Below are 13,780 nucleotides of genomic sequence, written 5' to 3'. Positions count from 1 at the left end.
GCTGCTCGGGGGCTGCGCTCGTCGCGAGCCGCGAGCCGGACCCCGCCGGTGCAGGCGCTGCGCGCGACGCCTCCGTCGAGCGGCCGCAGCGGGCACTGGCGGCGGCTGCTGGGGATCGGGATCCTGCTGCTGGTGATCGTCGCCGGGGGGATCGGACAGCTGGCGATCATCCCCGGCACCGGCACGGAGTGCGCCTCGAATGCGATGCAGGGCAACCTGGTCATCATCCTGCTGATCCGCTGGGCGCTGACCATCGCCTCCCCCCGGACCGTCGGGGCGTTGACGCGGGGGTGGACGGCGCTGGTGCCGCTGCGGTCGGGGCCCTGGGTGATGGCGCGGGAGACGGTGGTGCCGCGCGGGGACCGTCTGGCCCGCTCGGTGGTGCCGGTGATGTCCGCGGTCGGCCTCGCGGTGCTGATGACGGGGATCGCCCGGGCGGGCTGGCCCGCCCCGATGGGGGACCTGGCCTGGATCGTGCTGGTCACCGGGGCGGTGACCGTCGCGGCGGTGACGCTGCCGGCGCTGGCCTCGCTGCGCCGGCCCCGCACGGGGTGGTGGCGCGGCTGGTCGCCGCATGAGCCCCACGGCGTGGCGTGGTTCGGCGGCAGGGCTCAGGCGCGGGCCACGATCTCCCCGTGCAGCACGGAGAACCAGCCGTCGGGATCCGCGGCCCAGGCGGTGACCGCCGCGGCGAGCCCCTCGACCTCCTCGGCCTCCGCCCAGCCCGTCCCCCGGAGCTGCTCACCGAACGGTCCCTCGCGGAGCCTGCCCGCCCAGGTGGCGGCCCAGGCCTCGCGGGCCGGCGGGGTGGCGTGGCACCAGGTGGAGGAGGTGGCCTCGACGTTCTCGAAGCCGGCGGCGTGGGCCCAGGCCAGCAGCCGCCGCCCGGCGTCGGGGTGCCCGCTGTTGGCCGCGGCGGCCTGCTGGTAGAGGTCCAGCCAGCGGTCCCAGGCGGGCTCCTCGGGGAACCAGCGGAAGCCGGCGTAGTCGCTGTCGCGCACGGCGACGAGACCGCCGGGCCGGCAGACGCGGCGGAACTCGGCGAGGGCGGCGACGGGGTGGGGGAGGTGCTGCAGCACCTGGTGGGCGTGCACCACGTCGACGGCGTCGTCGGGCAGGTCGAGGGCCTGTGCGTCGCCGACCAGCACGGTCACCTCCGCGAGGCCCTGCCGGTCCAGTTCAGCACGGGTGAGGGCCGCGGCGTGCTCGGAGACCTCCAGCGCGGTGCAGCGGGCGGGGCCGACGAACCGGGCGAGGTCCGCGGTGATGGTGCCGGCTCCGCTGCCCACGTCGAGCAGCCGCATCCCGGGCTCCAGGTGCGGCAGCAGGTGGGCGGCGGAGTTCGCGGCGGTGCGGGCGCGGTGGCTGTCCAGCACGGCGGCACCGTAGCCGTGGGTGTAGCGGGCGGTCATGCGGGGACGCTACGCGCGGCTCAGCCGGGCCGCGAGATCCGTCCGGCCCGCGAGGCCGCGCGTCCCCGTCGACGCGTCGCGAGGTCCCGGGCGAGCACGGCGGCCAGGCCGACGGCGACGCCGATGACGGTCTCCAGCACCCGGGCCTGCAGCAGCGGGCCGACGGGCTGCGGGTGGCCGAGCTGCACCATCAGCAGGGCGAGGGGGGTGATGAACAGCAGGGCCAGGGCGTAATGGCGCAGCACGAACAGCTCGGTGAGGAACTGCAGCAGCACCACCCACACCACCAGCTGCCAGGGCTCGGCGGGGAAGGACAGCAGGAAGGCGGTGGCCAGCACCCCGGCGGCGGTGCCGACCACGCGGTGCAGGCCGCGCTCCACCCGGGCCGCCGTACCGGGGGCGGACAGCGGCACGATCGCCGCGATCTGCGCCCAGTACGGGTTGGCGATGCCGGAGAGCAGGCCGAGCGTGCCGGCCACGAGCGCCACCCCCGCGTACAGCGCGAACTCGGCGGCCCGCTCGCGGCCGGGCACGACGGGCGGCGGCGGGTTCTCGGCGCCGGGGTGGGCCTCCCCCGTCCAGTGCCCCAGCAGGCCCAGCAGCACACAGAAGGCGGCGACGGTCCCGGCCACCAGGGCGGCCACCGGGATCGGCGCCACCGGCGGGGCGGCGGAGACGGCGGCGAGCGCGAACAGCGGGAACAGGGCCCCGGCCGGCCGGATGCCGCGAACCCGCACCATCACGGCCACTCCCCCGGCCACCTGGGCACCGATCACGAGGGCCAGCCAGGACTCGGCGCCCTCCCCGATGGCCTCGCCGAGCAGGGCGAGGACCGAGCCGAGGGTGACGCAGGCGGTGAGCACGAGCCCCATCAGCGCCTGCCGGTGGGATCGCAGCAGCGTGGGTTCCCCGCGGGAGTAGATGCCGGTGAAGGCGCCGAAGCCGACGTAGAGCGCCCACTCGATGCGGTCGGTCAGGAGCAGCACCGCGAGCGGCAGGGCCAGGCCCAGCGCGATGCGGGCGGCGGGGACGTGGTCACTGCGGGCCGGACCCAGGCTCGTGGCGCGGGACCAGGCGGAGCGCGGGGCGTCGGGCGGGGTCACGGGGCTCCTACCGCGGTGCCACGGAGGCGCCCGGGCAGCGGGGGACGGCGCGACCCGAGGCCGCGGAGGGGGGACGGCGCGACCCGAGGTCGCGGAGAGGGGGGCGGGCGACCAGCTTAGGCGTCCACCAGGTGCGCGTGGACCAGCACGTTGTCCTGGTGCCGCCCGTCCTCGTCGACCTCTCCGCCGCAGGTGATCATCCGCAGCTCGGGGCCCTCGGTGTTGCCGTACACGGCCCAGGTGGGGAACTCGTCCTTGGGGACCCGGGTGATCTCGTGGACCTCGAAGACGGCGGTGGAGCCGTCGGCACGGTCCACCTCGATCCGATCCCCCGGCTCCACGGCCCCCAGGTCGAAGAACACTGAGGGATCCCCCGAGTAGGTCACGTGCCCCTCGATCACGGCGGGTCCGTCCTCGCCCGGGGTCGGCGAGCCCTCGAACCAGGCCGCGTCGTCGGCACGCTCCCCGCTCGGGGCGGGCAGGGTGCCGTCCTCGGCGAGGGCGATCGGGAAGACGGGGGCGTCGATGCCGTGCGCGGGCACCCGGACACGGGTCGGCTCGGAGGCATCCATCGCGGCGACCTGGTCCTCCGTCCCCTGCGACGCGGATCCCCCGCCCTCCCCCTCCGTGCCCTCGGGTGAGGGCGCCGGGGTCGCCGCGGGGGCGTCGTGCCCGCCGTCGGACGGGTCGGAGGGAGCGACGGCCCCGGTGGCGCGGGGCGCCTCGGGCGGGGCGGCCCGCTGGCCGAGCGCGACCGCGCCCAGCACCACCAGGCCGATCACGAGCAGCAGCCCGCCCACGACGGCCACCGGTCGGCGGCCGCCGCGAGCGGGCTGCGGGGAGCTCATCGGAGCGATCCGGGACTCAGCGGGTCCGGATCACTTCTCGACGCGCGCGGCGCGACGACGGGCCACGCCCAGGCCGACGACGCCGGCGGCCGTCAGTGCGCCGCCCGCGGCCAGCATGCCGCCGTGCTCGATGCCGGCGGTCGTGCCCTGGCCCGTCTCCACGCCGCCCTCGGGCATGTCGTCCATCTGGCTGGCGGTGATCGCCCCGCAGGCCGCCGGGTCGGTGGCCTCGCTGGGCAGGGAGTCGTCCAGGTCGGACATCTGCTCGCCGTCGTACTCGCCGCTGCCGTTGTGGTCCACGCCGTGCAGCACGACCACGCCGGTGCCGTCCTCGAGGCTGTCCGCCACGTCCTGGGAGACCGTGAAGGTCCGCTCGTAGGTGGCGCTGCCGGTGGCCGGGTAGCGGTCCACGGCCAGGCCGCTGTCGGGCGAGGTGTCGCCCTCGAGCGTCAGGGAGGCGCCGATCATGCCGTAGTCGTCGATCGCGTCGGTGGTGCGGATGGCGCCGTCGACGCCGCTGCCCTCCATGTCGGGGTCGGGGCACTGGCCGGCGCCGCCGATGTGGATGTGCTGGGCATGGGGGGCGCCGTCCAGCAGGCCGGCGGTCTCCATTTCGACGGTGAGCTGGTCGCCCTCGAGGGTGAACCATGCGGTGCCGGAGGCGCCCGAGTCGTTCAGCTCGGTCAGCTCCGCCTGGAAGCTGTGGGCGCCGTCGTGGCCCTCGGCGAGGGCCGGGGCGGCCGTGCCGAGGCCGACGGCCGTGGTCGCTGCCGCCAGGATGGCGAGGGACTTCGCTGTCTTCTTCGCGGTGGTGGTGCGCATGATCTCTCCATTCAGGTCACCGCGCGACGAGAGAGTGCCGCTGGGGACGATGACGGGGGCTGTTCGGGACCCGGCCCGGGCCGGATTGGTGCCGATCCGGATCTCGTCGAGGTCGTCCGCGGCGCCGTCCTGCTCCGGGCCTGCCCGCTCACTCCACGGTGAACTGGAGGGAGTGCCAGCCGCTGGCGCCGTCGGGCGCCGGGGAGGCCTCCTCCTCGGTCTGCTGCTCGCCCTCGCGGTCGACGGCGCGCACGGTGACGGTGTGGTCGCCGGGGGCGGGGTCCTCCCAGCGCAGGGACCACTGGGTCCAGGTGTCGATGCTGACCTCGGCACCGAGCTCGGCCTCGCGCCAGTCGCCGTCGTCGATCCGGACCTGGACGGCGGCGATGCCGCGCTGCTGGGCCCAGGCGGTGCCGCCGAGCACGACGGCGTCCTCGGCGTCGGGGGTGAGGGTGGCGAAGGCGCGGGGCACGTCCACGCGGGAAGCGATCTTGATGGGGCCGCGTTCGGACCAGCCGCGGTCGCTCCAGTAGGCGCGGTCGTCGGCGAAGCGGGTGACCTTCAGCTCGGTGAGCCACTTGGTGGCGGAGACGTAGCCGTACAGGCCGGGCACGACCATCCGCACCGGGAAGCCGTGCTCGCGAGGCAGCGGCTCGCCGTTCATGGCGACGGCCAGGAGGGAGTCGCGGTCGTCGGTCAGCGCCTCGAGCGGGGTGGAGGCGGTGAAACCGTCATGGGACCGGGAGAGCACCATGTCGGCGCCGTCCTGCACGCCGGCGCGCTCCAGCAGGGTGCGCACGGGCACCCCGATCCAGGTGGCGTTGCCGGCGAGCTCCCCGCCCACGCTGTTGGAGACGCAGGTCAGGGTCACGTGGGCCTCGGTGGCCGGTTCGGCGAGCAGCTCCTCGAAGCTGAGAGTGAGCTCCTGGTCGACGAGGCCGTGGATGCGCAGGGACCAGTCGGCCGGGTCGATGCGGGGCACGGCGAGCGCGGTGTCGATGCGGTAGAACTCGTCGTTCGGGGTGAGGTAGGGCGGCATGCCCTCGACGTCGACGGCCGCCTCCGCCGGGATCTCCGCGGCGCGGGTGGCCGGGGTGGGGATGCGGAAGGTCTCCGCGACGGCGCGCGCCGCCTCGCGCGAGGCGTTGAGGGCGCGGGCGCCGCCGCCCACCACGAGGGCCGCGGCGGCGGTGACGGCCAGCGGCAGCAGGGCGCGGCGGGGGGTGACTGCCCCCGCCGCGCTTGCGGCATCCGCCCCGTCCGCCGCCGGCTCCTGGCGCCGCAGCAGCCAGCCGAGCAGCGGCACCGCCACGAGGGTGCCCACCAGGGTGGGCATCACGTCGGGGATCGAGTTCTGGGCGCGGGTGAGGACGACGACGGCGGCGACCAGGCCGAGCCCGCCGAGCAGGGCCGCGGCGAGCCCGGGGCGGCGACGGCCGAGCAGGCCGATCAGCGCGGTCAGCGCCGCGTGGACCAGGCCCATCGAGGCGAACAGGGCCACCTTGTCCCAGGTGCCGAACAGGGCGATGGCCAGGTCCTTCACCCACGGTGGGATCAGGTCGATGAAGGCGCCGCCCACGGCCACGAAGGGTGCGGAGGCGGAGCCGAACAGCAGGGCCAGCAGCTCGGCGACGGCCACCAGGGCGCCGCCGGCGACGACCCCGGCCAGCGCCGCCCACCATCGTGGCGCGCGCCGCGCCTGCGCGGCCGTCACAGCGACCCCCGGGCGATCACGTCGCCGGTGGGCTGCTGGGAGCCCCCGGCGGGCTCGACCGTGAGGCCCAGACCGGTGATGCCGTCCATGTCGCCCTGCACGGTGGCGGTGCCGTCCCCGGCGGGCAGCATCTCCGAGGGATGGGCGTGGCCGCCCTCGTCGATGAGCCAGAGCTGGTAGGCGCGGCCGGCGGGCAGGTCCTCCAGGGAGGTGCCGGTGACCAGCATCGATCCCTCCTCGGCGGAGTACATGACGTCCAGCGTGCCCCCGGTGTCGCTGGGGACCTCGAGGTGGGCGGCGTCGTCGGCGGCCATGATCGTCTCCATCACCTCGCGCTGCTGCGCGTCGCCGGACTGCGCGGACTGCAGCGCCTCGATGGTGGCCTGTGCCTGCTCGCTGGTGGCGCGCTCGGTGCTCCACATCCCCATCCCGGCCACGGTGGTGGCCAGCAGCGCGCCGGCGGCCAGCGCGAACCAGCGGCTGCGGCGGACGCTGCGGCGGTAGCGCTCCAGGGGCACCGAGGGGGCCTGCTCGGCCCCCGCGGACGGGGCGGGCTCCGTGGCGCCGGCCGGCTCGTGCACGGGATCGGGGTCTTGGGCCGGCTCCGGGGGGAGCTGACGGGTCTCGGCGATGCGGGCCACCAGGGCCTCGCGCACCGCGGGTCGCGGGGCCACGGGGTCCAGGCCCTCGGCGATCTGGGCGGCGGTCTCCACGAAGCCGTGGGCCTCGGCGGCCGCCTCCGGGTCCTCGGCCAGGTAGGCCTCCACGAGGGCGCGCTCGTCCTCGTCCAGGGCGTCCAGCGCCCAGGCGCCGGTCATGCCGTGCTGCTGCTCGTTCACGAGGTCACCCCCAATCGGTCCCGCAGGACGATCATGCCGTCCCGGATACGTGTCTTGGCCGTCCCCACGGGGACGTCCAGCAGGGTAGCGACCTCCCGGTGGGTGTATCCCCCCAGGTAGGCGAGGCGGATGGCGTCCTGCTGGAGTTCGGTGAGGGAGCGCATCGCGGTCTGCACCCGCTGGGACTCCACCCGTCGGATCCCCTCCTCCTGCACGTCCACCACCTGCTCCTCGAGCCGCGCCTGCCCCGCCTCCTGCTCGCGCCGGCGACCGGCCTCGACCGATCGCACCAGGTCCACCGCGCGACGGTGGGCGATGGTGCACATCCATGCCTTCGCGCTGCCCCTCGTGGCGTCGAAGCGGGTGGCCTGGCGCCAGATCTCGACGAACACCTCCTGCAGCACCTCCTCGCTCATCGCGGCATCGCGCACCACCCGGCGGATCAGCGTGAACAGCAGGATGCTGACCGCGTCGTAGAGCCGACCGAAGGCGTCCTCGTCGCCGAGGGCGACGCGACGCAGCAGCTCGGCGGGATCAGGGGGATCACCGGGATCGGGCGCGGCGAGGCCGCCCGGCGGGGAATCCGGGGACGGCCCGGGCGGGTCCGGGGTCGGCAGCGAAGGATCGGGGGGCATGCGCAGCTCCTGGGGGGAGGGACCGCGGGCGGGGTCCGGACGGGGAGGGAGGGACGCCGCCCGCGGCAGGATGGGCCGTGCGGTCCGGCTCAGCCCTCCTCGGTGGTCGAGGGCGGCATCAGCACGGAGTCGATCAGGTAGACCGTAGCGTTCTGCGTCTGCACGCCGCCGCAGATCACGGAGGCCTCGCCGACCATCAGCTCGTCGCCCTCGCCGGTCACCTCGACGTCCTCGCCCTGCACCGTGGTGTGGGTCCCGGCGATCTCGTCGGGGGCCACCTGGCCGGGCACCACGTGGTAGGTGAGCACGCTGGTCAGGGCCTCCGAGTCCTCGGCGAGCGCGGTGAGGTCCTCCTCGGGGATCTCCGCGAAGGCCTCGTCGACCGGCGCGAAGACGGTGAACTCGTCGCTGTCCAGGGTGCTGGCGAGGTCCACGTCGGGGTTGAGCTCACCGGTGACCGCATCGGTCAGGGTGGTGAGCATCGGGTTGTTCGAGGCGGCCACGGAGACCGGGTCCTGGGCCATGCCCTCCACGGATCCGGCGCCGTCGGGCACCTGCTCCGCGTAGTCGGCGCAGCCGGGGCCGACGAGGTTCGCCATCGGATCGGCCATCTCGCCGCCGCCGTCGGACGCCATGCCCTCGCTCTGCTCCGTGCTGGTGGGCTCGGACTCCTCGGTGCCGCCCTCCTCCATGCCGCCGGAGCAGGCGGTGAACAGGACCATCGAGGCCGCGAGGGCTCCGACGGCCGGGAGGATGCGGCGTGTCGAACGTCGGGGGGTGGTGCTGGTGGTCATGGCGCACTCCTTCGGGTTCCGTCCCTGCGCGGCGCGGCCGGCTCTCGGTCGCGGGGACGAGGACGGATGCCCCGTCTCGTCCCACAGGGCGCTGGAGGTTCGGAGACCCGCGGGGAGCGGATTGGTGCCGAGCGGGATCATTTTTCCGGGAATCTCCGGAGCCCTCCGCCGCGGCCCGCGACGGACGACGTGACAGACTCCTGCCAGCCGTGCCCCGTCGTCCCCTCCTCGGCCTCCGGAGCTGCCATGACCTCCTCGTCCCCCGCCCCGACCGCGCCCACCGCCCCGACCGCCCGCGCGGGGGGTCTGGTGGAGACCGCCGGCATCGAGATCATCGCCGAGTCGGAACGCACCGCGAGGCCCCACGACCTGCTGTGGCCGTGGATCGCCGCGAACCTCTCCGTGTTCGGCATGAGCTACGGCTCCTACCTGCTGGGCTTCGGCATCAGCTTCTGGCAGGCCACGATCGTCGCGCTCATCGGGATCCCCATCAGCTTCGCGCTGTGCGGCCTGGTGGCGATCGCCGGCAAGCGCGGCAGCGCACCCACGATGGTGCTCTCCCGCGCGGCCTTCGGCGTGCACGGGCAGAAGGTGCCGGGGATCGTCTCCTGGCTGACCTCCATCGGCTGGGAGACGGTGCTGGCGATCTCCGCGGTGCTCGCCACGGCCACCGTGTTCGACACCCTGGGCGTCGCCTCCGGGCAGACCGTCACCGTGATCGCGGCGGTGCTGATCGCCGCGCTGATCGTCACCGCGAGCGTGCTGGGCTACCACCTGATCATGCGCCTGCAGTCGGTCCTGACCTGGGTCACCGGCGCCATGACCATCCTGTTCATGGTGCTGACGGTGCCCCACATCGACCTGGCCGCGGTGATGGCCGCCCCCGCCGGACCGCCGCAGGCGATGGTCGGCGCCCTGGTGATGGTGCTGACCGGCTTCGGCCTGGGGTGGATCAACATCGCCGCCGACTGGTCCCGCTACCAGCGGCGCAGCGCCTCCGACGGGGCGATCGTGCTGTGGAACACCGTCGGCGGGGCCGCCGCGCCCGTGGTGCTGGTCGTGTTCGGCCTGCTGCTGGCGGGCTCGGACCCGGAGCTGAACGCTGCGATCGGGGGCGACCCGATCGGTGCGCTGATCACCATCCTGCCGCTGTGGGCGCTGATCCCCTTCTGGATCGTCGCCGTGCTCACCCTGGTCTCGGGAGCCGTGCTCGGCATCTACTCCTCGGGCCTGACGCTGCTGAGCCTCGGCATCCGCATCCCCCGGCCCGCCGCCGCGGCGGTGGACGGGGTGATCCTCACCGTCGGCACCATCTGGGTGGCCTTCTTCGCCACCAGCTTCATCGGCCCCTTCCAGAGCTTCCTGATCACCCTGGGCGTGCCGATCGCCGCCTGGGCGGGCATCCTCATCGCCGACATCCTCAGCCGCCGCACCGATTACGACGAGGCGGCGCTGTTCGATCCCGCCGGCCGCTACGGCGCCGTGGACGGGGTCTCGGTGGGCACGATGATCGGCGCCTCGGTGATCGGCTGGGGCCTGGTGGTGAACTCCTCCGCGGCCGAGGCCCCCTGGAACAGCTGGCAGGGCTATCTGCTGGAGCCGCTGGGACTGGGCACCCACGTGGCCGACCCCTCCGGCGGCTACTGGGAGGGCAACTGGGCCTACTCCAACATCGGGGTGCTGCTGGCCCTGCTGCTGGGCTTCGTCGTGACCCTGCTGGCGCGCCGCGGTCGCATCCGCCGCCAGGAGCAGGGCCTGCCCGGGAGCGGCCGATGAGCGGCACGAAAGGGCGGGCAGCAAGCAGGGCAGGCGACCCCTGGCTGCTGGTCATCGACCCGCAGCGCATCTTCGCGGACGCCGACTCCCCCTGGGGCTCCCCCTTCTTCCCGGAAGCGATGGAGCACACCGCCCGCCTCGCCGCGGCGGTCGGCCCCGGGCGCACGGTGGTCACCCGCTGGCTGCCCACGGCGGACCGGGACACCTCCTGGGGCGACTACTTCGCGGCGTGGCCGCACGCGGACGTGCCCGCCACCGACGCCCGCTTCGACCTGGTGCCGGGGGCGCGAGGCCTCTCCTCCCGCCCCACCGTGGACCTGCCGACCTTCGGGAAGTGGGGGACGCCGCTGGCAGGCATCGTCGGGCAGGCGCCACGGCTGCTGGTGGCCGGGGTGTCCACGGACTGCTGCGTGATCTCCACCGTGCTGGCCGCCGCCGACGCCGGAGCCCACATCGACGTGGTGACCGACGCCTGCGCCGCCTCCACCACGGAGGACGGGGCGGCGGCGCTGCAGGTGATGGGCCTGTTCGCGCCGCAGGTACGCCTGGTGACCAGCGCCGAGGTGCTCGCGCCGACCCCCTGAGCGCGGGGCCGCGCGCCACCTCTTCGCCCGAGTTATCCGGAATTGCACGACTCGGCCACCACACCTCTTCCTCGCGCGGCAGTGTCGCCGCGGGGTGGATGTCGGATTCATCCGTTTCGGTCGCTGCGCCTGCTGTTCTGCGCCAGACGGGGTCAGGACACGGTCGCAGCCGAGCGACAGGACCCCGACATGCATCCCATTCCCCTCCGCCACCCGGTGCGCCTCATGACGCTGCTGCTGGCGCTGGTGCTCGGCCCGCATCGACGGCTCCTAAAGCCTGCCGGACAACCCCACCACCCCCGCGGGCTTCGTGATCGACCTGCCCGAGGGCCTCCAGGGCAACTCCGACACCTTCACCATCACCGCGGACGACGGCTCCACCGTCGGCGACTGCACCGTCACCGCCGACGGCACCGCGGTGACGGGCGAGGAGCTCCCCGTGGGCGCCGAGCTGAGCTTCATCGAGGGTGAGGCGCCCTCCGTCGAGGGGGCCCAGTGGTCCGGCGTGAGCTTCGAGCCGTCCACCCTGGTGGTCGGCATCGGCCTGCTCCTCATGGGCGCCGTGGTCATCGGCGGGGCGGGCATCATCTGGCAGCACCAGGCCCCCACGGCGGACGCCCCCGTCGACCTCGAGGGCAATGCCGTCTCCCTCTCCCCCGAGGACACCCCCTCCGAGGAGGTCGTCGCCCAGATGGATGTCGAGCCCGGTGCGGAGGACGAGGACGGGCTGGTCGTGCCCTCGGTCGACCACGCCGTGCCGCTGGGCACGCTCAGCGCGGTGGACGGGGAGATCACCCCACCCGGCTTCACCGAGGCCTACCGGGTGCGCAACCTCGGTGTGCCCGTCGAGGAGGCGGAGGACAAAACGGTCTGTGTCGTCACCCACTCGGTGCAGGACGGCTATGCCCCCGGCAGCACGGGGCGCTGCAGGCGGACCGCGAGGAACGTCCAGCCGATGCAGAAGATCGACATCAGCGCGAAGATCCCCACGCTCGTGAAGAGCTGCGAGGTGGAGATGTCCGGGGTCGGGGCGGCGCGCATGGCGGCTCCGTAGCCGTCCCACCGCCCCGCCGGGCCGCATATTCCGTGGCGACCGCGGGGGAACCCGCCTACCCTCGGCGCCATGAGCGCATCGCAGCAGCCCGCCCCGCCCCGCACCGCCCTGATCACCGGGGTCGGTCGACGCCGCGGGATCGGCGCGGCCATCGCCCGCGGTCTCGCCGCGGACGGCTACGACCTCGCGCTGTCCCACCTGGACGCCTACGACCAGCGGGTGAACCAGGAGTCCTCCGACGTGGAGCAGCTCGCCGCGGAGCTGCGGACGACGGGCCGCCGGGTGGCGCTGGTCGAGGGAGACCTCGCCGACCCGTCCGTGCCCAACTCCCTGGTGGAGCAGGCCACGATGGAGCTCGGTCCGCTCGGGGCGCTGGTGATGTGCCACTGCGAATCCGTGGACTCCTCGATCCTGGACACCACGGTGGAGAGCTTCGACCGGCACTACGCGGTGAACGTGCGGGCCTCCTGGCTGCTGCTGCGCGCCTTCGCCGAGCAGGTGGTGCCCGGCACCGACACCCCCGGCGGGGCCGTCGTCGCCCTGACCAGCGACCACACCACCCACAACCTGCCCTACGGCGCCACCAAGGGGGCCCTGGACCGGCTGGTGCTGGCCGGCACCCACGAGCTGGCCGACCGCGGCATCCGCACCAACATCGTGAACCCGGGCCCGATCGACACCGGATGGATGGACGAGGAGGTGCGGGAGGCCTGCGCCGCCGCCACCCCCGGCGGGGAGCTCGGCGAACCCTCCACCGTCGCGGACCTGGTGCGGTTCCTCCTCTCCACGCAGGGCTCCTGGATCCGCGGGCAGCTGCTGCTGTCCAACGGCGGCTTCGCCACCCCCGCCGTGTGAGCCCCGCGGCGTAGCATCGGATCAGCCGCGCCACGCGGCCGGGAAGGGAGGCGCCATGAGCGGGAAGCCCAGGACCGGGGAGTCCTCGTCCGGGGAGCCCGGGACCGAGCAGTCCACCACCGCGGCATCCGTGCCCGCGCCGTCCCGTCCCGAGCTGCCGGAGGCTGCGTCCCCGGCGATGGCCGCGCGGATCGCCGCGGCCTGGCGGGAGGGGAGCCTGCTGCTCCCCCGCGACGCGCTCGGCGACGCGCCCCGGCTGCCGGGGGTGCACAAGTCCGCGCTGCCCACCTCCCTCGGCGGGGAGGCGCGCGTGTCGCTGGCCGGGGTCGGCGAGACCTTCGCCGCCTGGCGGGTCAGCCCGCCCGCGCATCCCCCCGTGATGGTGCGGGTTCCGCACGTCGACCCCTCCGCCCTGCCGCAGCCGCTGACGCACGAGGTCGCGGCGCTCACCCTGGTCCCGCCCGAGGTGGGGCCGGAGCCGATCGCCGTGCACGACGATCCCGCGACCAGCCCGCTGGGCCGACCCGCGGTGGTGACCAGCGAGGTGCCCGGCACCGCCGCCGCCCCCGAGACCTGGACCGGCGCCCATCTGCGCGCCCACGCCCGTCTGCTGGCCCGCCTGCACACGGTGCCCGCCCCCGGCCGCGGCCCCGTCCACCTGGGCGAGGAGCCCTGGGGGAGTCTGCCCGCGGGGCCGCCTTCGCTGCTGGACGAGGTGGAGGAGGTCATCGCGGGCTGGGAGGACGCCGCGGCGGCGGAGATCGCCGAGCATCGTCTGGCGCCCTTCCTCGACGCCGCCCGGGAGCAGGTGGCGCGCATCGAGCCGCAGATCCGTGCGCTGGACGGCTTCGTCCTCGCCCACGGCGACCTCTGCGCCACGAACATCCTGTGGCGGCGCGGCACCGGACCCGACCCGCTCACGGTGCAGTTCATCGACTTCGAATGGGCGCAGGGGGATGATCCGGCGCGTGACCTGGCGATCCTCGGCGGCGCCGTGCACGGCGGGCCCTGGTTCGTGCCGATGGATGCCGCACAGCAGGAAGCGTTCGTCCAGGAGTACGTGCAGGCCCGGCGGGAGCTGGCGGAGCAGGCCGGGCGGGAGGCGCCGGCCTCGGTGACCGAGATCGCCGCGCTGCAGGAGCGGATCGCCGCCTGGACCGCCTATGACCGCGCCGCGATGCTGCTGCACCTGGCCACCCGCCTGGACGACGCCTCCCCGCAGGCCGCGCGGAACCGTGAGGCCTTCGGTCGGCTCCGCTCCACCCTCTCCGTCCACCTCGGCATCGAGGACTGACGGACCCCTTCGCACGGGTGTCGTCCACCAGATGGAGCGTGCGAGGCACC

At 74.6% G+C, this 13,780-nt stretch carries 13 protein-coding genes; 5 read left to right on the top strand and 8 right to left on the bottom strand.

Going from position 1 to position 13,780, the window contains the following annotated elements:
• Positions 1 to 611: 611 nt before the first annotated feature.
• From OM98_RS04055 to OM98_RS04020, 8 genes are all read right to left on the bottom strand, one after another.
• Complete coding sequence (locus OM98_RS04055) at positions 612 to 1,412, bottom strand: class I SAM-dependent methyltransferase (RefSeq protein ID WP_010533301.1); 801 nt, start codon at positions 1,410 to 1,412, stop codon at positions 612 to 614.
• A gap of 20 nt (positions 1,413 to 1,432) precedes the next feature.
• On the bottom strand, positions 1,433 to 2,515 hold the full coding sequence (locus OM98_RS04050) for an FUSC family protein (protein ID WP_010533300.1): 1,083 nt from the start codon (positions 2,513 to 2,515) through the stop codon (positions 1,433 to 1,435).
• A 116-nt stretch (positions 2,516 to 2,631) separates the two neighbouring features.
• Positions 2,632 to 3,363 (bottom strand): class F sortase, encoded by a 732-nt coding sequence (locus OM98_RS04045; protein WP_010533299.1) that lies wholly within the window; start codon positions 3,361 to 3,363, stop codon positions 2,632 to 2,634.
• A gap of 30 nt (positions 3,364 to 3,393) precedes the next feature.
• Positions 3,394 to 4,185 carry a CHRD domain-containing protein gene (locus OM98_RS04040; protein ID WP_010533298.1) on the bottom strand — a complete coding sequence of 264 codons (792 nt, stop codon included), beginning with the start codon at positions 4,183 to 4,185 and terminating at the stop codon, positions 3,394 to 3,396.
• A gap of 148 nt (positions 4,186 to 4,333) precedes the next feature.
• The gene (locus tag OM98_RS04035; RefSeq protein ID WP_010533297.1) at positions 4,334 to 5,899 is read right to left on the bottom strand and encodes a molybdopterin-dependent oxidoreductase; all 1,566 of its coding nucleotides are present in this window, start codon (positions 5,897 to 5,899) and stop codon (positions 4,334 to 4,336) included.
• On the bottom strand, positions 5,896 to 6,738 hold the full coding sequence (locus OM98_RS04030) for an anti-sigma factor (RefSeq protein WP_010533296.1): 843 nt from the start codon (positions 6,736 to 6,738) through the stop codon (positions 5,896 to 5,898). The genes OM98_RS04035 and OM98_RS04030 overlap by 4 nt, the downstream gene beginning before the upstream one ends.
• Entirely contained in the window at positions 6,735 to 7,373 is a 639-nt protein-coding gene (gene sigK / locus OM98_RS04025; protein WP_010533295.1) for an ECF RNA polymerase sigma factor SigK, read from the bottom strand. The genes OM98_RS04030 and sigK overlap by 4 nt, the downstream gene beginning before the upstream one ends.
• Positions 7,374 to 7,462: 89 nt before the next feature.
• On the bottom strand, positions 7,463 to 8,167 hold the full coding sequence (locus OM98_RS04020) for a fasciclin domain-containing protein (protein WP_010533294.1): 705 nt from the start codon (positions 8,165 to 8,167) through the stop codon (positions 7,463 to 7,465).
• Between the two features lie 246 nt (positions 8,168 to 8,413).
• Between OM98_RS04020 and OM98_RS04015 the strand changes: the two genes are divergently transcribed.
• From OM98_RS04015 to OM98_RS03995, 5 genes are all read left to right on the top strand, one after another.
• Entirely contained in the window at positions 8,414 to 9,943 is a 1,530-nt protein-coding gene (locus OM98_RS04015) for a purine-cytosine permease family protein (RefSeq protein WP_010533293.1), read from the top strand.
• Positions 9,940 to 10,527 carry a cysteine hydrolase family protein gene (locus OM98_RS04010; RefSeq protein ID WP_010533292.1) on the top strand — a complete coding sequence of 196 codons (588 nt, stop codon included), beginning with the start codon at positions 9,940 to 9,942 and terminating at the stop codon, positions 10,525 to 10,527. The genes OM98_RS04015 and OM98_RS04010 overlap by 4 nt, the downstream gene beginning before the upstream one ends.
• 310 nt (positions 10,528 to 10,837) lie before the next feature.
• Positions 10,838 to 11,581 (top strand): DUF5979 domain-containing protein, encoded by a 744-nt coding sequence (locus tag OM98_RS14715; protein ID WP_029362678.1) that lies wholly within the window; start codon positions 10,838 to 10,840, stop codon positions 11,579 to 11,581.
• Positions 11,582 to 11,650: 69 nt separating this feature from the next.
• Complete coding sequence (locus OM98_RS04000; RefSeq protein ID WP_010533291.1) at positions 11,651 to 12,436, top strand: SDR family oxidoreductase; 786 nt, start codon at positions 11,651 to 11,653, stop codon at positions 12,434 to 12,436.
• A 55-nt stretch (positions 12,437 to 12,491) separates the two neighbouring features.
• Positions 12,492 to 13,730: a phosphotransferase family protein gene (locus OM98_RS03995; protein WP_010533290.1), complete on the top strand. Its 1,239-nt coding sequence runs from the start codon at positions 12,492 to 12,494 to the stop codon at positions 13,728 to 13,730.
• Positions 13,731 to 13,780 lie beyond the last annotated feature (50 nt).

The sequence above is a fragment of the Brachybacterium squillarum M-6-3 genome, from assembly GCF_000225825.1.
GTDB classification, from domain to species: Bacteria; Actinomycetota; Actinomycetes; order Actinomycetales; family Dermabacteraceae; genus Brachybacterium; species Brachybacterium squillarum.
The sequence above is the reverse complement of the archived record's forward strand: the minus strand, read 5'-3'. Positions and strand labels throughout refer to the sequence as shown.

Excerpts from the sequence above, each read along its gene's own strand:
- OM98_RS04055 (WP_010533301.1), bottom strand. The coding sequence starts at position 1,412 with ATGACCGCCCGCTACACCCACGGCTACGGTGCCGCCGTGCTGGACAGC.
- OM98_RS04045 (WP_010533299.1), bottom strand. The coding sequence starts at position 3,363 with ATGAGCTCCCCGCAGCCCGCTCGCGGCGGCCGCCGACCGGTGGCCGTC.
- OM98_RS04040 (WP_010533298.1), bottom strand. The coding sequence starts at position 4,185 with ATGCGCACCACCACCGCGAAGAAGACAGCGAAGTCCCTCGCCATCCTG.
- sigK (WP_010533295.1), bottom strand. The coding sequence starts at position 7,373 with ATGCCCCCCGATCCTTCGCTGCCGACCCCGGACCCGCCCGGGCCGTCC.
- OM98_RS04020 (WP_010533294.1), bottom strand. The coding sequence starts at position 8,167 with ATGACCACCAGCACCACCCCCCGACGTTCGACACGCCGCATCCTCCCG.
- OM98_RS04015 (WP_010533293.1), top strand. The coding sequence starts at position 8,414 with ATGACCTCCTCGTCCCCCGCCCCGACCGCGCCCACCGCCCCGACCGCC.
- OM98_RS04010 (WP_010533292.1), top strand. The coding sequence starts at position 9,940 with ATGAGCGGCACGAAAGGGCGGGCAGCAAGCAGGGCAGGCGACCCCTGG.
- OM98_RS04000 (WP_010533291.1), top strand. The coding sequence starts at position 11,651 with ATGAGCGCATCGCAGCAGCCCGCCCCGCCCCGCACCGCCCTGATCACC.
- OM98_RS03995 (WP_010533290.1), top strand. The coding sequence starts at position 12,492 with ATGAGCGGGAAGCCCAGGACCGGGGAGTCCTCGTCCGGGGAGCCCGGG.